General features: G+C 45.5%; 20 protein-coding genes. 2 read left to right on the top strand and 18 right to left on the bottom strand.

What is annotated here, in order from left to right; genetic code table 11:
* Positions 1-13: 13 nt before the first annotated feature.
* From hemA to lonB, 8 genes are all read right to left on the bottom strand, one after another.
* Positions 14-1408 carry a glutamyl-tRNA reductase gene (gene hemA, locus BK127_RS15010; protein ID WP_076231482.1) on the bottom strand — a complete coding sequence of 465 codons (1395 nt, stop codon included), beginning with the start codon at positions 1406-1408 and terminating at the stop codon, positions 14-16.
* Between the two features lie 190 nt (positions 1409-1598).
* Positions 1599-2126 (bottom strand): S-adenosylmethionine decarboxylase, encoded by a 528-nt coding sequence (locus BK127_RS15005; RefSeq protein ID WP_076231479.1) that lies wholly within the window; start codon positions 2124-2126, stop codon positions 1599-1601.
* A gap of 193 nt (positions 2127-2319) precedes the next feature.
* Positions 2320-2721, bottom strand: a complete 402-nt coding sequence (gene speD / locus BK127_RS15000) for an adenosylmethionine decarboxylase (protein WP_076231477.1) — start codon at positions 2719-2721, stop codon at positions 2320-2322.
* A 256-nt stretch (positions 2722-2977) separates the two neighbouring features.
* Positions 2978-3565 carry a non-ribosomal peptide synthetase module gene (locus BK127_RS14995; RefSeq protein ID WP_076231474.1) on the bottom strand — a complete coding sequence of 196 codons (588 nt, stop codon included), beginning with the start codon at positions 3563-3565 and terminating at the stop codon, positions 2978-2980.
* A 272-nt stretch (positions 3566-3837) separates the two neighbouring features.
* Positions 3838-4545, bottom strand: a complete 708-nt coding sequence (locus BK127_RS14990) for a DNA alkylation repair protein (RefSeq protein WP_076231471.1) — start codon at positions 4543-4545, stop codon at positions 3838-3840.
* Positions 4546-4570: 25 nt separating this feature from the next.
* On the bottom strand, positions 4571-5251 hold the full coding sequence (gene yihA / locus BK127_RS14985; protein WP_076231469.1) for a ribosome biogenesis GTP-binding protein YihA/YsxC: 681 nt from the start codon (positions 5249-5251) through the stop codon (positions 4571-4573).
* Between the two features lie 41 nt (positions 5252-5292).
* A complete protein-coding gene (gene lon, locus BK127_RS14980) occupies positions 5293-7626 on the bottom strand; it encodes an endopeptidase La (RefSeq protein WP_076231466.1) in 2334 nt (777 codons plus the stop codon).
* A gap of 148 nt (positions 7627-7774) precedes the next feature.
* On the bottom strand, positions 7775-9478 hold the full coding sequence (lonB, locus tag BK127_RS14975) for an ATP-dependent protease LonB (RefSeq protein WP_076231464.1): 1704 nt from the start codon (positions 9476-9478) through the stop codon (positions 7775-7777).
* Positions 9479-9690: 212 nt separating this feature from the next.
* On the opposite strand from lonB, the gene BK127_RS14970 reads away from it, so the two are divergent.
* Positions 9691-10395 (top strand): N-acetylmuramoyl-L-alanine amidase family protein, encoded by a 705-nt coding sequence (locus tag BK127_RS14970; protein ID WP_076231461.1) that lies wholly within the window; start codon positions 9691-9693, stop codon positions 10393-10395.
* On the opposite strand, the gene BK127_RS14965 is transcribed toward BK127_RS14970, so the two are convergent.
* From BK127_RS14965 to BK127_RS14935, 7 genes are all read right to left on the bottom strand, one after another.
* On the bottom strand, positions 10392-11165 hold the full coding sequence (locus BK127_RS14965; protein WP_076231458.1) for a divergent polysaccharide deacetylase family protein: 774 nt from the start codon (positions 11163-11165) through the stop codon (positions 10392-10394). The genes BK127_RS14970 and BK127_RS14965 overlap by 4 nt on opposite strands.
* 166 nt (positions 11166-11331) lie before the next feature.
* Positions 11332-12447 carry a flavodoxin-dependent (E)-4-hydroxy-3-methylbut-2-enyl-diphosphate synthase gene (ispG, locus tag BK127_RS14960; protein WP_076231906.1) on the bottom strand — a complete coding sequence of 372 codons (1116 nt, stop codon included), beginning with the start codon at positions 12445-12447 and terminating at the stop codon, positions 11332-11334.
* Positions 12448-12549: 102 nt separating this feature from the next.
* A complete protein-coding gene (clpX, locus tag BK127_RS14955) occupies positions 12550-13824 on the bottom strand; it encodes an ATP-dependent protease ATP-binding subunit ClpX (RefSeq protein WP_076231456.1) in 1275 nt (424 codons plus the stop codon).
* A gap of 11 nt (positions 13825-13835) precedes the next feature.
* Positions 13836-14429, bottom strand: a complete 594-nt coding sequence (clpP, locus tag BK127_RS14950) for an ATP-dependent Clp endopeptidase proteolytic subunit ClpP (RefSeq protein WP_076231454.1) — start codon at positions 14427-14429, stop codon at positions 13836-13838.
* A 540-nt stretch (positions 14430-14969) separates the two neighbouring features.
* A complete protein-coding gene (gene tig, locus BK127_RS14945) occupies positions 14970-16253 on the bottom strand; it encodes a trigger factor (RefSeq protein ID WP_076231451.1) in 1284 nt (427 codons plus the stop codon).
* A gap of 134 nt (positions 16254-16387) precedes the next feature.
* A complete protein-coding gene (locus tag BK127_RS14940; RefSeq protein WP_076231449.1) occupies positions 16388-17299 on the bottom strand; it encodes a hypothetical protein in 912 nt (303 codons plus the stop codon).
* A gap of 236 nt (positions 17300-17535) precedes the next feature.
* Positions 17536-17880, bottom strand: coding sequence for a hypothetical protein (locus tag BK127_RS14935; protein WP_076231446.1), 345 nt, complete (start codon positions 17878-17880; stop codon positions 17536-17538).
* 323 nt (positions 17881-18203) lie between these two features.
* On the opposite strand from BK127_RS14935, the gene asnB reads away from it, so the two are divergent.
* The gene (gene asnB, locus BK127_RS14930; RefSeq protein WP_076231443.1) at positions 18204-20048 is read left to right on the top strand and encodes an asparagine synthase (glutamine-hydrolyzing); all 1845 of its coding nucleotides are present in this window, start codon (positions 18204-18206) and stop codon (positions 20046-20048) included.
* A gap of 130 nt (positions 20049-20178) precedes the next feature.
* Here asnB and BK127_RS14925 read toward each other — a convergent pair whose 3' ends face one another.
* The 3 genes from BK127_RS14925 to BK127_RS14915 all read right to left on the bottom strand — a co-directional run bounded on the left by BK127_RS14925 (position 20179) and on the right by BK127_RS14915 (position 22731).
* The gene (locus BK127_RS14925; RefSeq protein ID WP_076231441.1) at positions 20179-20820 is read right to left on the bottom strand and encodes an XTP/dITP diphosphatase; all 642 of its coding nucleotides are present in this window, start codon (positions 20818-20820) and stop codon (positions 20179-20181) included.
* Entirely contained in the window at positions 20798-21565 is a 768-nt protein-coding gene (rph, locus tag BK127_RS14920; RefSeq protein ID WP_076231438.1) for a ribonuclease PH, read from the bottom strand. Before rph ends, BK127_RS14925 begins: the two co-directional genes overlap by 23 nt.
* 113 nt (positions 21566-21678) lie before the next feature.
* On the bottom strand, positions 21679-22731 hold the full coding sequence (locus BK127_RS14915) for a GerMN domain-containing protein (RefSeq protein ID WP_076231435.1): 1053 nt from the start codon (positions 22729-22731) through the stop codon (positions 21679-21681).
* Positions 22732-22764: the final 33 nt, after the last annotated feature.

Genomic DNA, 22764 nt, shown 5'->3' with positions numbered 1-22764 from the left:
GCACCTCTTCCGATTACGATTTGGACAAGGCCTCAGCAGGCTTTAGGGAAACCTTCGTTAGCAGTTCTTCTTTCCAACGATTCTGTACGTCTTCAAGCTCCAGCTGACGAGCCGCTTGCTCCGCACGTTCCTGCTCTTCCAATTGCTCCTCTAACGCGAATATTTTGGTGAAATAGTCCAGCGCCTCATCACCGTGCCGTTCCGAAGCCATTTCCTTGATACGGTTTACGGGATCTCGCAGCATTTGATTCACGATACTCTTGGTTAATTTACGGATGATCTTCAATTCTCTTTCATCCAAATCAGGAAGCTTCTTCATCAAACTATCCATCGTCTCTTGATGAATAGAGCTTGCTTTAGTCTGTAAAGCTTGAATAACTGGACTAATACCCAACGTCTTGGTCCATTGCTCAAAGGTCTGCAATTCATCTGCAATCATTTGTTCAATCATAACAGCTGTTTCCCGCCGTTCCTGTAAGTGGGTGTTCACAATCGACTGTAAATTATCGATATCATACAAAAAGACGTTAGACAAGCTGCCGATTGCTGGGTCCAGGTCTCTGGGAACTGCGATATCAATCATGAATAACGGACGTGAACGACGCTTTTGAAGGACAGCCGCGACTTGTTCTCGAGTCAATACCAATTCAGCAGCTCCCGTCGAGCTAATGACGATATCAACCTCTTCCAAACAGGCATTCAGCTTGTCCATGGTACAGGCTACACCTTGAAACTTTTCAGCCAGCTCCTGAGCACGTGTTAAGGTCCGATTGGCTACGATAACCTTATCCGCACCGTTGGCATATAGATGCTTGACCGTTAACTCGCTCATCTTGCCCGCACCAATGATCAATACTTTTTTATGCTCATAGCTGCCAAAAATCCGCTTGCCCAGCTCAACTGCCGCATAGCTGACCGAAACGGGATTATCGCCGATACCTGTTTCTGTATGTGCGCGCTTCGCGAACGTTACCGCCTGCTTAAACAATGTATTGAACATAATCCCGGTCGTCTTGGTTTGTTGAGCCAAAGCAAAGGAATCCTTAACCTGCCCCAGAATTTGAGTCTCACCAATAACCATCGAATCCAAACCACTCGCGACCCTGAATAAATGATCGATTGCCTTGTCATTTTCATAAATATACAAATGACTATTGAATTCGTCTCGCGACACACCGAACCAATTTTCTATAAATCCGCGAATATAATGTCCACATAAATGCTCACGGTCTACGACAATGTATAGCTCCGTTCGGTTGCAGGTGCCCACTATGACGGATTCCATGACGCTCTTCGTCTCTTTCAGCTGTTTAAGCGCCAAAGGGAGATCTCCTTCGGCAAACGTAAATTTCTCCCGGATCGAAACGGGTGCCGTCCGGTAATTCAAGCCCGCCACAACAATATGCATAGGTGTCACCTGCCTCCCTCCAAATAATCTCTGTTTATTATAGCATATAACAATCTGGTTCTCCGACAAATTTTTTGTATAAACTGTGAAAGCTGCATGAGGTGTAATGTACATTATTTTCAACCATTTCCTTCAGCTTTATACTGCAGTCCGTTAATTAAACCACCTTCATTATTCCTGGAAACGAAAGCTACTGCTGCATTTTTTTGCGAAGCAGCTCGGATATTGCCTGATCAGCCTTGGCCATGATAGCACTTTGCGATGAATTGATATCAAGGCGCGAAGAAAGCAGCTTGCCGTAGGCATCGAAAAAAATGCTGAATTGCTTGTGCACCTCAACTAATGTTTGTACTTCATCTGATCGTAAGGAACGCTGCCCGCCAACCTGCAGGCGCAGCATGTACTGCATAAGCTCCGGTAACCCGGCTAGAGACGAAAGCGATGGATCACCAAAAGCCAGCACAAGATGATCATGTGTAAAATTAGCCGTATACACCGCCTGTCGCAGCGCATTCAAGCTTTCGGTATCTTTCACTTTATCAACATTTTGTAAGTAGCTGCTTAATAGCTCCATCTGAAACAATGAAACCTGATACAGCATCTTCCCGGCATCCTGCTTCTCGGATGTCCCTTGCACCATAACATAGATTTGATACAACGGCCACCCTAGCAAAAAAATCAATAGCAAATAGAATACAAGCCTTCGTTTTCTTTTCATGGGGTCCCCCCTCAGAGTTTTGCGAAGCAAAACTAACTTCGTAAGCATCTACTTGGTTTTGTGTAACAAAACTAACTTCGTAAGCAAGCTGAGCCTGTCTTGTACAGTGTATGGGGGTTAATGAACAAAAATAATACCCGCGGATTTCTCCGGGGTACTATTTTTAAGGTTTTTAATTGAAAAACGTACTGCTCTATTTGATTAACTGCATTTGTTTGATTACCGGTGTTTCAACTACGAGCTCACCCATTCCACGAATTAGCTTTTTGGCATGAGTCGTTTCAGGCTTCAAAACGGATACCATATAATCGATAGCCAATTGAGGATCTACCGTCTCACCACAAGTGTAACAATCCAATGCGGCAAAACCTTTCTCAGGATAAGTATGAATGGAGAGATGACTTTCTGACAGCAATACCAAAACCGTTGCACCTTGTGGTTCGAATTGTTTGGCCTGTACAGACATCACTGACGCCCCACATGCTTCTGCTGCCTCCACCATTTGCGCTTGTAACCATTCTGCATTATTGAGAAGATCAAAATCAACCCCCCAAGTATCTACAGCAACGTGTCTTCCGAAAGTCGAATATTCCATCTTTCGGTTCCCCCTTCCTAGGAATAAAATGTTTGAAAAATTTCATCCGCTAGGACCTACGTCATTCACTTCTCGAGGGAGTAATCTCTCGCAACAATAATGTCCTGAGTGAATCCTGGTTCCTATTTTGTTTGTTTTCAACGAGATTAAAAGTACCATCTATTGAACGGAAATGCAACACTTTTTTTTCGGGCAAAAAAAAAATACTTCTGAATCCATGGCGGAATCAGAAGTATTCGTTTACCCAAATATATACTTAAGCCTCGAGTACAAACAATTGATGAGTCAATTTACTTAAACGTTCATCAATCTGTTCACGAACAGCTAATTCACGAATGTCATTTCTCAGATCCAGTAAGTTGTTCACTTGAGATTTAATGCGCACAATTTCTTGCTCCACCTCGTCCTTGCGGAATAAGCTTTCCAGCAAGCCTAATGTATCTTTATGCTCATAAATAATCCGCTCAAGCCCATCCTTGCTTTCTACAATTCGGACTACAGAGCCGCGCTCATATTCGTACACCATAATATAAGTTTCATAAATACGATGAACTGTAGCACTGCCTTTAAAATTTGAAACTGCTTTGCGCATCAGATTAACAAGTGTTTTATTGCGGATACGGCAAGAGCCGAGGCATACATAAGTGTCATAATGCAATTCGAACGACAGGACAATTTCTTGACCCGCATCATCCATGAGTACAACTTCCTGATTTCCATTATCGAGAATTTTCACCTGCAGGGTTACTTGCTGATCGACAAACATTTGAATAAACATGGCCATTTCGGCTTCCGTTAATTGTAGGCAGGTTTTGACATATTCAGTCGCTAACCTCATTGCCATAAAAATCCCTCGATTCTTTAATTTCGAGCCCTTTACATACCCTGCTGTAAACAAAAAGCTATAAGTTCATTATTTTATATATAGTATACTACATAAAACATTAATATTCCTGTCATAAATTCATTAAATTCCGTTTTATTTTAGAAAATAACGCCTTTTCCTCGAAGAATTCCAAGCATATATCTGAATCCCTCTGTTTCCCTTACAAAGTTCTGCGGTTCGCTGCAATGTATGCAAAATTAAGCAACCTACCCTGTAGATTACTTAATGAGTTAGACTATGGATTGTGATGAGACACTTTGTTGTTTGCGATTGATCACTTTAAGCGCCTCTCGCTGACTTAATGGAGACAACGTATATTGCTGCATAAACGAAATAACAGCTTGCGGATCTGATTTGGACAGCTCTCTTAATGACCAGCCTATAGCCTTACGTATGAAAAATTGATCTGAATCCTTACAGAGCAAAATATATGAAAATAAGCGTTCCTGATCCGTCTGTTGTTTATATGTCAATTGAAATAGAAGGGCTGTACGCTGCAGCCACATATTATCTGATCGTATCCATCTTTCTGTATAAGCTGAAATCAGCTCGGGATAACGCAAAAAAAATGCGCCCACCAAGTGAGAAGCAATCGTATCTACTGTATCCCACCAAGATTTATTGATGATGATTTTTTCTAAAAAATCTACATGTCCAGTGCCTGAGCTTTTCTTGTATTTCTCCAACAACGATAGGGCTGCGTACTGATATTCCCTTTCAGGTAAATCCCACAGCTCCTCAACAGCCTGTATGAGCTGCTCCTCTGTTAAACGCTCAAATTCCTTTACCCATGGCTTCGTAATACTTGTTCTTACAGGGTTCGGAAGCCCAAGAAATGCAAACTGGTTGCGCATATACTTTATCATAGGCATAGCGGCATCTGCATCAGCTTGCTCCTTAAACCGCTTGACGATTTCAACGACACACGCTGAATGCATATAACACCACCGCATTTCCTTAAAATTAGATTTCTGGTTGAAGTTTAGTTTCCGGTACAGCCTTGGTTTCGACCGTTGGTTTAACTCCCGATTCAAGCTCAGTTTTAGGCTCAGGTGCTGACCAACCAATCTCTTGTTCAATGACCTGCCATAATTCATCCTTACCAACACCGAGCTCAGATGAAAATAAAACCATACGGTCGTGCTTTTCCATTTGCAGTGTTTCTCTGATGATCTTTACATGCTTCTGCCAATGGCCCTTAGTTATTTTGTCTGCTTTGGTCGTAACTACAACCAAGGGAACATCATTATGCTTAAGCCAGGCAAACATGGTCTGGTCATCCTTGGATGGCGCATGCCGAATATCAATGATTAATAGCACCAGCTTAAGATGTTCACGGTGCAGCAAATATTGTTCGATAAACTTGCCCCATATCTCACGTTTGGATTTGGAAACTTGTGCATATCCATAACCTGGAAGATCGACAAAATATAAGTCCGCATTCACTTTATAATAATTAAGCTGCTGGGTTTTCCCCGGCTTGGAGCTGGTACGTGCCAGATTTTTGCGTTGGATGAGCCGATTGATCAGTGATGACTTGCCGACATTCGAACGCCCTGCCAGAGCTATCTCGGGCAAGGCGTCGGCAGGATACTGACTCGGACCAACCGCGCTGATAATAAATTCAGCTTGATTGACCTTCATAATAAATTCCACTCTCTCTTTATGGAGCTGTGCTCCTTTACTTAAACGCCTACAGGCCTAACTAAAGCATATTCCAGTACTTCATCGACATGCGTAACCGGAATAAATCTCAGTTCATTTCGCACGCTTTCCGGAATTTCTTCCAAGTCCTTGGCATTATCCTTCGGAATAATGATCGTACGAATACCCGCTCTGTGCGCTGCAAGGCTTTTTTCCTTAAGCCCGCCAATCGGCAGTACACGGCCACGAAGTGTAATCTCACCTGTCATGGCAACTTCTTTGGACACAGGAATGTTCGTAAGCGCTGAAATCAGGGCTGTAGCCATCGTAATCCCAGCTGATGGTCCATCCTTAGGTATTGCGCCTTCCGGGATATGAATGTGTACATCCAGCTTCTCATGAAAATCGGGTGCTATACGAAGCTGTCCGACACGGGAACGTGTATAACTGAACGCCGCCTGCGCAGATTCCTTCATGACATCTCCCAACTTACCGGTAAGTGTCAGCTTCCCGTTGCCTGGCATCACAGTAACCTCGATGACGAGCGTATCGCCGCCTACCTCTGTCCATGCAAGCCCTGTAACGGCACCAATCTGATCGGTTTCCTCCGCCATACCGTGATGGAATTTGGCTGGGCCGAGAAAATCCTTCACACTGTCTGCATGGATCGTAACTATTTCACCTTGACCAGAAACAAGACGCTTCGCCGACTTACGGCATATAGCCGCTACTTGCTGCTCCAGATTACGCACTCCTGCTTCTCGGGTATACTCCCTGACAATCTTCATGAGTGCTTGCTCATCGATAATCAGCTGATCTTCTCGCAGTCCATGATCCTTCTGCTGCTTGGGCAGTAAAAAATTGCGAGCAATTTTATATTTCTCAATTTCAGTATAACCGGGAATGTAGAGGACTTCCATACGATCCAACAGCGGCCGCGGAATATTGTGCACCGCATTCGCCGTTGTCACAAACATGACATTGGATAAATCAAACGGAACCTCAATATAGTGATCACTAAAAGTGCTGTTTTGCTCCGGATCCAGCACCTCCAGAAGTGCTGCTGCCGGATCTCCACGGAAATCCATCGCCATTTTATCGATTTCATCCAATAAAAAAACCGGGTTCGTCGTGCCCGCATTTTTCATGCCTTGAATGATTCTTCCCGGCATAGCACCGACATACGTACGCCGATGTCCGCGGATTTCCGCCTCATCACGAACGCCGCCCAGTGAGATGCGGATGAACTGTCGACCCAATGATCGGGCAATCGAACGGGCGATTGACGTTTTACCGACTCCTGGAGGGCCTACCAGACATAGAATCGGACCCTTCAGCTTCTTGACCAGCTGCTGTACCGCCAAATACTCTAACACGCGCTCCTTCGGCTTTTCCAGTCCGTAATGATCCTCATTCAATATTTCCTCAGCATGAATAATGTTCAGATCATCCTCGGTGAAATTGGACCAAGGAATGCCAAGCAGCCAATCGATGTAATTACGGATAACACTGCCCTCTGCTGAGGTTGCAGGCAGCTTTTCCAAACGATCAATTTCCTTCTCGATCTTTTCCTTAACCTTGTCGGGAACCTCAGTCTCAGCAAGCAGCGAACGCAGTTCCTCAATCTCGCCTGTCCGTCCCTCTTTATCACCGAGCTCTTTTTGGATAGCCTTCATCTGCTCGCGAAGATAGTATTCCTTTTGCGTTTTCTCCATCTGCTTTTTGACGCGTTGACTGATTTTCCGTTCCAGCTCCAGCACTTCGCGTTCGTTGTTTAAAATACTAAGCAGCTTTTCCAAACGATCCTTTACAGGAACCGTTTCTAGAATATCCTGCTTGTCTTTGATCTTCAAGGATAAATGACTGCAGATGACGTCAGCCAAACGACCAGGCTCATCAATATCGGAAACGGCTGCCAGTGTCTCCGGTGTTACCTTTTTTGACAAATTAATGTAATGCTCGAATTGATGCAGAACTGTTCGCATTAAAGCATCGATCTCGGGATCGCTTGTTTCCTGTTCAGGCAGCTCCCTGACCTGCACCTCATAGTACTCATCATTATTTAAAAATTCGGTAATCTCCGCACGAACTACCCCTTCAACGAGTACACGAATCGTACCGTTAGGAAGCTTCAGCATTTGTCTGACTTTGGCAATCGTACCAATGCGATATATATCTTCGGTGGTAGGTTCTTCAATGTTAATCTCCGACTGCGAGCATAACAGAATCAAGCTGTCGTCCACCATGGACTTCTCAAGCGCTTTTACTGATTTCTCCCTGCCCACATCCAAATGCAGCACCATACTCGGATAAACAAGCAGTCCACGCAAAGGAAGCAATGGCAAACGCCGCACCTTTATTTTATTCGGTCCCATTCTGAAGCACCTCCTGAGAACTTTGCTTTGGGCAAAGTTGACTTCGTAACATTCGCTGACGTTTACATTTTATCAAAATTAAAATCAAAACACCAATCGCCCTCCCACGTTAATTATCATCTCAAAAAAAGAAAAGCCGATGCTGCTATTATTCCAGCGCATCGGCGTGCAGAACCGTAATGGATGCGGCAGGTGCAAAATCTGGTTGTGCTCCATAGGCTTCCGGCAAAAACTTGAATTGTGATCCAAGTGCATAATCCAGGACTTCTTCAATGGATTCCACAGGAATAACCTCTAATCCGTTAAGCCCACTGAATATTTCCTGCCAATTTTCTTTGGGAATGATGACACGGGTTACACCGGCTTGGAATGCAGCTTCAACCTTCGCCACAACACCACCCACCGGCTTTACTTTACCATGAATGCCAATTTCCCCGGTCAAAGCCAGATGGTTATCGACAGGTGTTTGCAATATCGCCGAGGCGATAGCAACTGCCATGGAAATGCCAGCTGAAGGGCCATCAATGGGAGTTCCGCCCGGGAAGTTGACATGAAGGTCGAACTTGTAAGGATTGATGCCGAGCTTCCTTAAAACCGTCATTACATTTTCCACAGAACCGCGTGCCATACTCTTGCGCCTGATTGTCCGCGAGGATCCTCCCATTTCTTCCTCATCAACAATCCCCGTTATCGTCAAGTTTCCTATCCCACCATGAGTAACCGGAATAGCCGTAACCTCGATCTCCAATACCATCCCCAGATTGGGACCATATACAGCCAGCCCATTCACAAATCCGATCTCCGGTTTGGCTCCGACCTTTTTCTCCGGCCTAGGTGGAATTTGCGAGCTGTTGACTACCCATTCCACATCAGCAGCCGTTACTGCTTTACGAGCATCAGCCAAGGCCATTCCGGCGGCCAACTGAATAATATTGACAGCTTCCCGGCCATTCGTAGCATGTTTCTTTACAACCTCAACCGCGGCAGGATTTACAGGGAAACCGATTTTGATAAACGCTTTTTCAGCAATTTCGCCAATCTCGTTCGGAAGCAGTGGACGGAAAAATATTTCCATACAACGTGAACGAATTGCAGGAGGTAATTCTTGTGGATTCCGTGTTGTCGCACCAACCATTCTAAAATCAGCAGGCAGACCATTTTGAAAAATATCATGGATGTAAGATGGAACATTCGTATCCTCCGAGTTATAATACGCACTTTCGAGAAATACTTTACGATCCTCCAGCACCTTGAGCAGCTTATTCATTTGATGCGGGTGAAGCTCGCCGATCTCGTCTATAAATAAAATACCACCGTGCGCTTTCGTTACAGCACCTGGCTTGGGCTGAGGAATCCCGGCAACGCCCATTGCTCCCGCACCTTGATAAATCGGATCATGTACAGAACCAATCAAAGGGTCCGCTATCCCACGTTCGTCAAACCGTGCCGTCGTCGCGTCCACCTCGGTAAATTGGGCATCTTGGCGAAAAGGGGAGTCTTTGTTGCCTTTGGCTTCCTCCAGAACTACACGTGCAGCAGCTGTTTTCCCTACTCCCGGTGGGCCGTAGATGAGCACATGTTGAGGATTGGACCCGCACAAGGCTGCTTTGAGTGCCCTTAAGCCTTCCTTCTGTCCTACAATATCGTTCATCGCAGTTGGTCTTGTTTTTTCGGATAAGGGCTTATTTAATGAGATGGCGCGAAGCTTACGCAATTTTTCCATTTCCTTTTTTGATTCTTTATCGATGGCAGTGCGATTTGTCTGCTGATTGCGCAGCAAATTCCAAAAATACATACCAATCACAACTGCAAAAAACAGCTGGATAATCATCAAAATCACACTAATATTCATTAGGGTCCCTCCTCAGAATTTTTCGCAGAAATTTACTTGGGCAGCATAAACTCGTATCTTGGAAATGACATCACAAGTATGTACCTTGCATGGTAGTATTCCCCTCTTACAGACACACTAATCCTTACCTGAGAAAGTTTTCAAGCATGTATGATAACAAGGCATAGGAGAACGATAAGGAGTGAAAATGACGGAGGAGGAACCAACTACGTATGCGAATACGAATGATGATCTCAACAATTGTAATTCTGGGTATGACCCTTTCCTGCTCAATCAGCGGTAAGGCAGCATCCAAGCCTTATCCTTATATGATCAATCCTTTTTTAACGAATGTCGACGTGCTGCTGGATGTTGGGCACGGAGGTATAGACAGCGGAACGCTTCACGGAGATGTGTATGAAAAAGATATCAACCTGGAGATGGGGAAAGTTACGTACAGTTTATTGCGGGAAAAAGGGCTTCGTGTTCTGCTCAATCGACTGGATGACTACGCACTCAGTAGTGAAAACCTTTGGTTTCGCAATCGTTCCAGACATTTGAAGGATTTGGCCCAGCGCAGCCATCTTGCGAACGAAATTCATCCCAAAATCGTAATCAGCCTTCATGTCAATTGGGCAACCAATAGTAAAGCACGCGGACCTGTGGTGCTCCATCAAAAAAGTGATGCAAGCAAACAACTGGCCACGAGCTTGCAGCGATCACTGAATCTTTTGTATGCGACAGAAACAGCACCGGTCTATGGAAAAACCTATTTTTTGCTTAAACACATTCAAGTTCCTGCTGTCATAGTGGAGATGGGCTTCATCTCTAACGCACAGGACCGCGAGCAAATGATGCAGCCGCAGAAGCAGCGTCAGCTTGCTGATGCCATCTGTGCCGGAATATTGGCCTATCTGCAAAAAGAGCCGGCCCACTAAGGGGCCAGCTGTGATATTTTCACAAATTCAGCTATTTTCTTCAAGACAGGCACCGATTGCTGGATAGCGGCTGCAGTGTATTTACCTGGCGTGCCTACATGACCAATGACAACTGTAGTTTCGTTATCCTTAACGTGTGCCTCCACCTTCCTGGCCTGTTTAAGAATATGCGCACGCGTGTATTGATCATCCATGAAAATGTGGTTTTCGAGCGTTCTGACTCCCAACTCCTTGGCTAAGGACTGCACCACACTTTTGTGCGTTGTTTTGCTGTCCAAATAGATCAGATTGTTTTTCTTGCATACTTCCAGAATGATACGCATCACTCTTGGATCTGCAGTCACCTTCGAGCCCATGTGATTATTCATCCCGATTGCAAAGGGCACGTCATTAATCGCCGCCTGTACCCTTGTGCGGATTTCTTCATCGGACAAATCTGTCGTAATTGCTCCAGGCCCCAGCCAGCTTTTTTTGCCACGTACCGGCTCCATCGGCATATGAACCAATACATCGTGACCGAGCTTGTGCGCCCATTCGGCATCACGCCGTGTCGTCGGTAAAAAAGGCATTACCGCTGCAGTAAATGGAATCGTTAAGGCCATCATTTCTTCCGTTCCACGCATGTCGTTACCAAAATCGTCAATAACAATAGCTATTTTCTTGGTAATCGCTGGAGCTTCTTCAGGTGTTGGCTCGGCTTGACTTATACCAGAACCAAGGGATATCAGTACGACTGTGCTGGCAATAAGCCACTTTGCAGCTATGTGCATGGGTTAACCTCCTTGTGTATCCGTAGAAAGTGGACTTGTAAGCAATTTGTTTTCCTGCTTTCCTATGTTATTCGTCAATACCGGCCAGCCTATGCAAAAACGCCAAAAAGCAGTGCCCTCATCGAAGAGAGAACACTGCTTTCCTTAAGTTAAGGATTGTAAAGATTTATGAGGTCTGAGTGGAATGATGCTTTCTGCCAGGTATCTCGCCTGTTCTCCCAAAATGCTCCACGATAATATCGATTTCTTTCTTAAGCTCGGCCAACAGCTCGGCTTCCGGAACTTTACGAATCATTTCTCCGTAACGGAACAGCATACCCTCTCCACGGGCTCCGGCTATCCCGATATCAGCCTCTCTTGCTTCTCCTGGACCATTCACAGCGCAGCCAAGGACAGATACCTTGATGGGCACCTTAATCTTGGCAATATAGTCTTCTACCTCATTAGCGATCGAGAACAAATCAATATCCAGCCGTCCGCAGGTCGGGCATGAAACAAGGGTAGCCGCGTTCGTGATCAAACCAAAGGTTTTAAGCAGCTCACGAGCTACTTTAATTTCCTCAACAGGATCTGCGCTGAGGGAAATACGCAAAGTATTGCCCAAACCCATATTCAGCAAGGCGCCAATACCAGCTGCACTTTTCACTGAGCCCGTAAATAAAGTTCCTGCCTCAGTGATACCAAGATGCAGCGGATAACGGAATGCTTCTCCGGCTTTTTGGTAGGCAGCAATGGCCATCGGCACATCGGATGCTTTCAAGGAGACGATGATGTCATGGAAATCAAGCTCTTCGAGAATATTGATATGAAACAGTGCGCTTTCAACCATAGCTTCCGGTGTCGGGTATCCGTGTTTTTCCAAAAGATGGTTTTCCAAAGAACCTGCGTTTACCCCAATCCGAATCGGGATTCCGCGCTCCTTGCAGGCTTTAACAACCGCTTCTACTTTCTCGCGGCGGCCAATATTGCCCGGGTTGATCCGAACCTTGTCAATACCATTCTCAATCGCCATCAGTGCAAGACGGTGATCAAAATGAATATCAGCGACCAAAGGGATGTGAATTTGTCTCTTGATCTCTTTAATCGCTTCTGCAGCCTCTTTGTTATTAACGGTAACACGCACCATCTGACATCCGGCTTCTTCCAAACGGTGAATTTCCGCAACCGTTGCTTTGACATCAGCCGTTTTGGTTGTGCACATGCTCTGCATAATGACTTCGTTGCTTCCACCGATTGTCAAATCCCCTACTTTAACGGGAATGGTCTCCGCTCTGTGAAACATAACATATATCTCTCCCATGATACCAAACATCCTCCGCTCCGATTCAAGCCGGATCGGCCAGTAAATGGATTGGAGGCTGCTATGGTTAGTATATACTCAAGCTTAGGCGCTCTCTTCTTTTTTCTTCAACGATGCCTTGCCATCTTTGCTGCCTGCAGTGATTTCGGGAGCGACCTTGGATTGTACAGCTTCCTTGGTTACTACGCAGCTTGAGTTTTCAGTATGAGAAGGTGCTTCATACATCACTTCAAGCATGATGCTCTCGATAATGGCTCTTAAGCCGCGGGCACCCGTATTCCGTTTGATCGCTTCACGAGCAATTTCCTCGAGCGCTTCGGGATTGAACTCCAATGTTACGCTGTCCATTTCAAGCAGCTTCTGATACTGCTTAACAAGCGCATTCTTGGGCTCTGTCAGGATACGAACCAGTGCGGGCTCGTCAAGCGGCTCCAATGTTGAGATAACCGGAAGACGTCCAACGAATTCGGGAATCAAACCGAAACGAAGTAAATCCTCTGGCAACACCATGGATAAGTACTCGCCCGGCTTCAAATCAACCTTAACTCCATCAGTACCAAAACCGATCACTTTTTTGCCGAGTCTGCGTTTGATGATTTGTTCCAAACCATCGAAGGCACCACCGCAAATAAACAAGATGTTGGTTGTATCGATCTGAATGAATTCCTGATGTGGATGCTTACGGCCGCCTTGCGGTGGAACCGAAGCTACTGTACCTTCCAGGATTTTCAATAGAGCTTGCTGAACGCCTTCACCGGAAACATCCCGTGTAATGGATGGGTTTTCCGATTTACGTGCTACCTTATCAATTTCATCGATATAGATGATGCCGCGCTCTGCTTTTTCCACATCGTAATCAGCAGCCTGGATCAGCTTTAACAAAATATTTTCAACGTCTTCGCCGACATAACCAGCTTCCGTTAAAGAAGTAGCATCCGCAATAGCAAAAGGCACGTTCAAAATTTTGGCTAATGTTTGAGCAAGCAGCGTTTTACCGCTTCCTGTTGGTCCCAGAAGAACGATATTGCTCTTTTGCAATTCAACCTCTTCTGATTTGCTTTGCTGCGAATTGATCCGCTTGTAGTGATTATAAACCGCTACAGACAACGATTTCTTAGCTTGTTCCTGACCAATGACGTATTGATCCAAAATATTACGAATTTCCTTTGGCTTTGGTACATCCTTCAGATCAAGCTCTTCTTCGTGACCCAATTCTTCCTCAACGATTTCTGTGCAAAGCTCGATACATTCATCGCATATATAAACTCCCGGCCCAGCTACCAGCTTACGTACTTGTTCCTGCGATTTGCCGCAGAATGAGCATTTGAGTTGGCCTTTTTCATCGTTAAATTTAAACATGGGATCACTCCTTATCCATTCAATTCGCTACGAGTGATGACCGCATCAATGAGCCCATAATTCTTGGCTTCTTCTGCACTCATGAAGTTATCACGGTCGGTATCGCGCTCAATTTTTTCATATGGCTGCCCTGTCCGGTCTACATATATCTGATTCAGCTTCTGCTTGGTTTTGATAATCCAATCCGCATGAATCTTAATGTCTGAAGCCTGGCCTCTGACACCACCCAATGGCTGGTGAATCATGACCTCACTATTAGGCAGTGCAAAACGTTTGCCTGGAGCGCCTGCTGTTAATAACAGAGATCCCATGCTGGCTGCCATGCCTACACAAATAGTTGAAACATCCGGCTTAATAAACTGCATCGTATCATATATACCCAATCCGGCAGTAACAGAACCACCAGGAGAATTGATGTACAAATGAATATCCTTCTCCGCATCACTCGCAGACAAGAATAGCAGCTGAGCAATAACGAGGTTGGCAACATCATCGTCAATGCCGCTACCGATAAAGATGATCCGGTCCTTTAATAGGCGGGAATAAATATCATACGAGCGTTCTCCGCGTCCTTCCTGCTCGACAACCATAGGTATCAGACCCATTGTTCCAACCCCTTTACTTCAAAATGTGGTTCGTTTTTTATTGTATCAGAAAAGAAAACATTACACCAATTCAATACCCTCTGGGACCCTCCCTACAGGGAGGGCCCCAAAGGGCGCTGCCCTCTGGACTCCCTTTATGGGGGAGATACTGTTGTGTTCTCGGGCCGCTTTCGTTCCTGCGGAACACGCTTGGATTGTTGTGCGTTGATGCGTTGAGATTACAGTAGTGTTCTCGGGTCGCTTTGGCCCCTTCGGGACAAGCTTTACTTTGAGTGCAACGTGTTTATGCTACTTTACTTCTTTACTGCTACTTTGCTACTTATTGATTCTTTGCTGCAATTATGTTTGATTGTTTAAGGTGTTCTATGTATTACATTTCTAACATAGGCGTCCCTGCTAAGGGACGCCTATGTTAGACGAACGCGGGTAATTCTACCATATTCGGCCATGACCTTATGTAGTTAACATTTTTAAAAGCAGAAATACATGCAATGCCTATAAAGAAAGGCACGCATAGTTATACGTGCCTGACTGCTATAGTTATTTGCTGTTTTCAACAAGGAAAGTAACTGTTTTTCTAACAAGCAAATCATGTTTAAGATCTTCAAGGTTTCCGTTCGCGCTCAGAATCGCATGAAGCTCTTCAGGAGTACGTTGGTATGAAGGAGCAAGGTTGCTCAATTCAGCTTGGACTTCAGCTTCCGTAACATCCAAACCTTCTGCTTTTGCAATAGCTTCCAGAACCAGGTTATTGCGAACGCGTTTTTCAGCGTCATCACGCATTTGAACTCTTAGAGCCTCATCGTTTTGACCTGTAAACTGGTAGTACATTTCGATATTCATTCCTTGAGTGCGAAGACGATTTTCGAATTCTTTAACCATTTGCGTGGTTTCGTTGTCGATCATCACAGGAGGAATGTCGATTTGTGCTGACTCAGCCGCTTTTTCAACAACATCAGCTTCTTTTTTGCGCTCGAGTTCGGCTACTTTACGAACACTCAGGTTGTTTTTAAGATCGGATTTGAACTCTTCCAATGTTTCAAACTCACTGATATCCTTAGCAAACTCGTCATCCAGAACAGGAAGATTTTTGCGTTTGATGTCATGCAATTCGATCTTGAAGATCGCTTCTTTGCCTTGCAAATCTTCGGATTGGTAATTTTCAGGGAAAGTTACAGTAATATCCTTCAAATCACCTTTGTTCAATCCTACAACTTGCTCTTCAAAGCCCGGAATAAAGCTGCCGCTTCCCAGTTCAAGGGAATACTTCTCGGCTTTTCCGCCTTCAAATGCGACTCCATCAACGAATCCTTCGAAATCGATGGAAACTACGTCGCCATTCTCAGCTGAACCTTCTTCAAGAGGAACCAATTCTGCATGACGCTTTTGCAGTTTGTCCAGTTCAGCAGTAATTTCTTCTTCTGTAACTTCAGCCTCATTAACTTCAAGCTCCAGACCTTTGTATTCGCCCAATTCAACTTCAGGCTTTACAATAACTTTTGCTTTGAATTTCAGGTTTTGGCCTTTAGCAAATTGCTCCACATCAACCTCTGGACGATCAACCGGATGAATCCCAGTTTCTTCAACCGCTTCCACATAAGCCTCGGGAACAACGATATCCAGAGCGTCTTGGTACAAGCTTTCTACGCCGAATTTCGCTTCAAAGATCGAGCGTGGCACTTTCCCTTTACGGAAGCCCGGTACATTTACTTTTTGAACTACTTTTTTGAATGCTTTGTCGAGAGCCGCAGCCACTTGATCTACTTCTACCTCAATATCAAGAACGCCTACGTTCTTCTCTATTTTTTCCCAGCTTGCTTTCATTTTATGCTTTCCCCTCCAAAAATTATCCATTACAAATCGATGTTTCCTTTAAGGTAAACACGAAATGCTGTTCCGGCAATATAACCATTCTATTATAACATATACTTTTCTTTTTTCAAGCAATGTCCATAAAATCATTTAACAGGTCTTTGTGAAAAAAACTCTGCGGCAAATTGGAGAATGATCCGATAAGACTGTTCCCACTGAAACATCAGATCGTTCGTGATCCCGTAAAGCTCAAACACTTCGTCCTTCGTTCCGCTATTAAACACTTTATCAAGCAATACAAAATGCAGCGCGGCAGCCCAGACATCAACGCCGTCCCGATCCTGTCGAAGAATCTGATTATAGGGAGCCGTTCCATAAATATAAGCAAGAAATTCATTCCAGGTCTCTTGTGCATAATAAAATAAAGCGGGCTGACTGATCTGGCTCATTTCCTGAAAACGTTCCATGATCTCGTTCATGGGGGACGGAAAATCTTCAAAACTTTTGGGGGTATCCTCCACGTCCACTACAATCTTCTCTCCATGCTTGTCCAGCGTGAGCGGGCCTGTAACTCCACGTAGCTTAAGTGTTTGTAGTCCTTTATATTGAATTAAAGGATGCTGCTCATGAGCCGTCAGCCATTCAGAAATGCTGATATCGATCGCGGGATGGTCAATGAAGGCCAGTTGATCCAACGCCAAAAGCTGATTTTCTAACGATTGCGGCTGTTGAAGCATAGCAAGCAGTTTCTCAGCGTACCCACTATCCGTCTTCGCTTTAATCGACAAATGCTGCCTGAGCAAATCCGCTTCAGTCAGATCGTCCTCTTCTTCCCCGGTAGCAAAGATTTCTTCCGGAAACATCGTCTGCAGCCACTCCAAGAGCGCCTGCCATTCTTCTTCAATCCTTATATCCTGATGGTGACAGGTCAATAAAAAGCTCAGCAGCTGAATGGCCTCGCCATAGCGCTCAGTCTCCAGCATTCGGGTAAGCTCGAATTGGTAAAACTCGACGGTTTTAGGAAAAAGAATGACATTCTCGTTCGGCTTCTCGGACAAAAGCCCATCACCTCCTCCTCGGCTTTAATGTTGAGAGCAGTTTAACCGATTGGCCGATGGAATGCAAAATCTGTTGAATATTTATGAATAAGTATGCCTCATTATGTATGCCATAATTTCATGGCTATGCAGCTTCTTGTCACGTTGTCATTACCCCTTATCGCGTCAATTGAATATTCGACACTAAGAAGCAACAAAAAACAACGGAAGGAATTCCCCCGCTGTCATGGTGTAGCCTATACAATTTTCATCGCTGCTTGAATCAATTTGGCTTTAATATCGGGATCTCGATCAATAAAAGCATACATTTTGTCTATGGTTTCTTTATTTTGCAAATAATCCTTTTCCGATTGAATCGCTTCATGAGACCATTCCAGCAACAGCTTTTCCGCTGCTCCCAAATCATTCAATGCGGTATGAAGGCTTGTCTCTTCAATGAGCTCTTCAATTTTCTCTTGATTAACTACACCAAGGACTTTGACAACTGCCAGCTTATTTTGAAACGCCTCATTCGCTTTCTCAAAGCGTTCTTTGGCTTCTTTATATTCGCTTTGTGCCTTGGAGAATTTTGTTTTCCTCATAAGTAACCACCTCATCATTCTTGATCGAATCAGTTCGCCCGTTGAGCATGTGCATGTCGGAGCATAAACTGAAAAACCTGTGTAATTGTACTATCCGTCATACGGTTAGAGTGGGATAATTTCACTCGTTCTATTCATGCGGAACGAAACCAATAATAAAGCACTAACGCATAGTTTAAACGGTATTTTGTTTTTTGTCTATCTTTTCCTCTTGCAAGGACAGACATTTTCTGATTTTATACCGCATAACCTTTATCATCTGCTGTCGCTGCCGAATGGCTGGTCATTCGCCAACACAAACACTCTAAGAGAGGATGAAGGCTATGTGCGGAATAACAGGATGGATTGACTGGCAAAAAGATTTAACGCAGTATCCGTCCGTTTTGGAGCAAATGACGTATACACTGCTAAATCGGGGACCCGATGCTTCCGGCACCTGGATCACCCAGCATTGTGCGCTCGGGCACAGACGTCTTAGCGTTATGGACCCAGCCAATGGGGCTCAACCGATGGTGCGCCATTATGGAGAAAACGTGTTTACTATTGTGTACAATGGAGAATTATATAATGCTCCAGAGTTAAAAAAAGAGCTTGAGCTGCGCGGACATGTTTTTCATACGACTTGCGATACGGAAGTGCTGCTTGTTTCGTATATCGAATGGGGCCGCTCCTGCGTTGATCGATTGAATGGAATTTATGCTTTTGGCGTATGGAATTCGCAAGACCAATCGTTATTTCTCGTCCGCGATCGGCTGGGAGTTAAGCCGTTATTTTATTCTTACACGGATGGTCGACTGCTGTTCGGCTCCGAGCCCAAATCGATATTGGCCCATCCCGATTTTCCTGCGCAAATCAGCGGAGAGGGTCTTGCCGAGATCTTCGCTGTGGGTCCAGCACGTACTCCTGGCCACGGTATATACAGCAATATGTCGGAGCTAAAGCCAGGTCATTGGCTGAATATGGATCGTAATGGCTTGAGCATACGCCCCTACTGGAAGCTGGAAAGCAAGCCGCATGAGGATGATATCGATACGACTGCACAACGGATTCATGAATTGCTGCAAGACACCGTACAACGCCAAATGGCCTCTGATGTCCCCATCTGCACATTATTGTCCGGAGGACTCGATTCAAGCGCTCTAAGCGCGTTTGCAGCTAACTATAACAGAGATAATAACTTAGGGCAGCTCCATACGTTCTCGATTGATTATGTGGATAATGCCAAATATTTTAAATCGAATGCATTCCAACCCAACTCTGATGCACCATGGATTAAACGAATGACGGAGTTTCTCGGCAGTGAGCATCATTATCTTGAATTCGATACGCCTGAGTTGGTGGAATCGCTAAAAACCGCCGTTTTTGCTCGTGATTTACCCGGTATGGCCGACGTTGACGGCTCTTTATATTTGTTTTGCCGTGAAATTAAAAAGGCAGCTACCGTGGCCATCTCTGGAGAAGCGGCCGATGAAATCTTTGGGGGCTATCCATGGTTTCATAAGGAAGAAACGCTGAAAGCCAACACGTTTCCATGGTCCCTCGCTACTAAGGATCGGGTCAATCTGCTCTCGCCTGATTTTCTGGAATGGGTTAAGCCTGAACAGTATGTACAGGAGCGTTACCGTCAGGCACTTTCCGAGGTACCGCGGCTATCCGGAGAAAATCATGATCAGAACCGGATGCGTGAAATGTCTTATTTAAATATAACCCGTTTTATGCCGACCCTACTCGATCGCAAGGATCGAATGAGCATGGCTGTAGGACTGGAGGTACGGGTACCCTTTTGCGACCATCGACTTGTCGAGTATGTATGGAATATTCCATGGGAAATGAAATCGGCCGGTGATCGGGAAAAAGGTATTTTGCGCAGAGCGCTGCGCGGCGTCCTGCCGGAGGACGTCTTGACACGTAAAAAAAGCCCCTATCCCAAGACACACAATCCGAGCTATCTGGAGGCTGTGCGTACTTGGGTACTCGACATTCTGAATGACTCCAACTCTCCGCTGCTCACCTTTATCGATGTCGATAAAATTCGCGCTTTGGCCGAAGGAGATGCTAACCAGTTCAATCTGCCGTGGTTTGGTCAGCTGATGACAGGTCCGCAGCTGTTCGCATATTTGGCACAGGCAGATACATGGCTAAGGCACTATAAGGTATCCATTCGGTAGGTAAAGCGGCTAAGTGAGTGTTTCGTACTAGAGCAGGGACAAAGAAAAATAGGGCAGCAGCCGGTGTGGAATCGGTCTGCTGCCCATTCATTTGATTGGAATCAAATGAATGTAAATTCGGGTTCACCGCTCAAGACTTCACTTCAATCGCATGACGCAGGGATTGAAGCGCATGGCCGCGGTGGCTGATTCTGTTCTTTTGCTCGCTGGTAAGCTCCGCCATCGTTTGATCGTACTCCGGTATGTAGAACAGCGGATCATAGCCGAAGCCATGATTCCCTCGGGGAGCACTTATGATTAGGCCTTCACATTCACCTTGCGCCTGCGCGATGATTTGTCCGGTCGCATCAACAAGGCATAACGCGCATACAAATCGTGCACGACTTAAAATATGGGGGCTATTAACAGGAATCGAAGACGGTTCGGATAATGCCAGCAAAGATTGCAGCAGCTTGCTGTTATTTTGTTCATCCGTCGCTCCCTCACCGGCATAACGAGCCGAATATACACCTGGGTCGCCATTCAACGCATCCACGCACAATCCGGAATCATCAGCAACTACCGGAACTCCCCAGGACAAAGCTATCGTACGAGCTTTAATATAAGCATTATCAGCAAATGTCGCGCCGTCCTCAACAATCTCGGGTAAGCCGCTAAAATCGCGCAGGCTCTTGATGGTGATATGCTCGTCTGCAAACATGGCTGCCAGCTCTTTCACCTTGCCCTCATTGCTGGTGGCGACTACGATCTCAGTTCCGAGCTGCCGTCGCATGGGAAATCCTCCTGATCCGGGCTGAAATCTCCGGTCCTAGCGCCTCTTCCTGGGCAAGAATCATTTCTTGAATTCCAGACTCTGCAAGTGCCAGCAGCTCATTAAGCTCGTCCCTGGAAAATGGTGATTCCTCGCCGGTTCCCTGAACCTCTACAAACTTACCTTCTCCGGTCATGACAACGTTCATATCCACCTTGGCTTTGGAATCCTCTTCATAGTTCAGATCCAGACAAGACTTCTCATTCACAACTCCAACACTGATAGCCCCCAGAAAATCTCTGATCGGATAGGTTTTGAGATTACGATCCTTGGCGAGCTTGTCGATTGCAAAAGCCATCGCGATAAACGCGCCGGTTATTGAGGTAGTACGCGTGCCTCCATCCGCCTGAATCACATCACAATCAAGTGTAATCGAACGCTCTCCAAGCGCCTCCAGGCTGACCACCGACCGAAGTGCACGTCCGATCAGACGTTGAATTTCCATCGTGCGTCCGCCAAGCTTGCCTTTAGCCGATTCCCTTTGGTTACGAACCTGGGTTGCTCTTGGGAGCATCGAATATTCCGCCGTGATCCAGCCTTTCCCTTGCCCTTTCATGAAGGGAGGGACTCTTTCCTCAATCGTTGCCGTACAAATGACCTTGGTCTCCCCGACCTCGATAAATACCGATCCTTCGGCATGCTTATTATAATGCGTAGTAATCGCAGTAACTCTTGTCTGGTTATTCTGTCTGCCGTCGCTTCTCATTGTGAACTTGGTTCCTCCTTAAAATACCCTAATTAACCTTACCCATTGTAACAGAGTCCAACAGGCAGTTCCAACAAAATAAGGGAGCCTGAGCTCCCTTATGCTTTGCTTCCTTATAATTTGGATGGGTTGACCTCCGAGGGTCTGCTGACGGGCCTGCTGTAGCTTTGATTATCAGTGGTGCTGACTTTAGCATCTCCATTAACTGTGATTTGAACCTTGGTTGCGGCTCCTGCATTTTCCGTTAACGACAATACAACTGCCCTCATCGCATTGCCAGGAGCTTTTTTGTCAGGTCCCAATACCTTATCGGAAAAATCTACGGTGATCAAATCACCAGCTTTTTGAATATGTTTGAGCTCTGAGCCAGGCGTCATGACAGCAGTGAGTCCTTTCTTCTGATCGGGTCCTACAATGAGTTGCTCAATGACAGACTGTGCTACATTATCTGTACGTTTAATCATTCGTGTAACAGGAACGTAATAGCTGTACAGATCTTTATTTTGCCCCAGAAAATATAGGGTTACCGGTGTAGACTGCCCATACTCCACGCCATCTTGCTTCTCCAGATTAATGCCAAATGCTCTCGTAAGCGGTTCATCGAGCGGTGTTCCACCCTGTGGCATTTCCGTCAATGCTTTCCCTTCCACTCGCAGCTGTACCTTTTCCACCGAAGGAAACCCGGTTAGTGTCCATACGATGGCTTCTAATATTTTTCTTTCGTCCTGTAGATTATAATCCGTGAAGGCTTTGGACAAATCGACAACCGCCAATTTCTGATCCTTCACAATATTGATACCTTTGACTGTTGTACCCTTAGGCAAAATTCCTATAAAACCGGAAGGCATGTTTTTGGAGGCTGCACTTCCCTCAACCATCGATTCCAATGCGGTCTTGGCCACCTCAACCGATTTTTCAACCTGCAGGGCAATGGGAGCGATAAAACCTTTCTCATCCTTGGCATAGACGGTAATAGCCGCAAGATTCTGGGCAGTTTTGCCGCTGACCGGTTGGGTTATCGTGGGTGCTGCAGCAGGTTCGACACCCGTCGGTGGAGGGTCAATCGGCTGCGATTGTTCCTTCGTACCCAGCAGGGAACAGCCCGATGTCAGCAGTACAATTACGCCCGTCACAGCTGCCAATCGAATCCATGGATATTGTTTCATGATAGTTCCTCCTACGAATATAATTGTTTGTCC

The organism is Paenibacillus sp. FSL H7-0331, from assembly GCF_001956045.1.
Note: the sequence above shows the minus strand (reverse complement) of the source record. Positions and strands in the feature narration are given on the sequence as shown.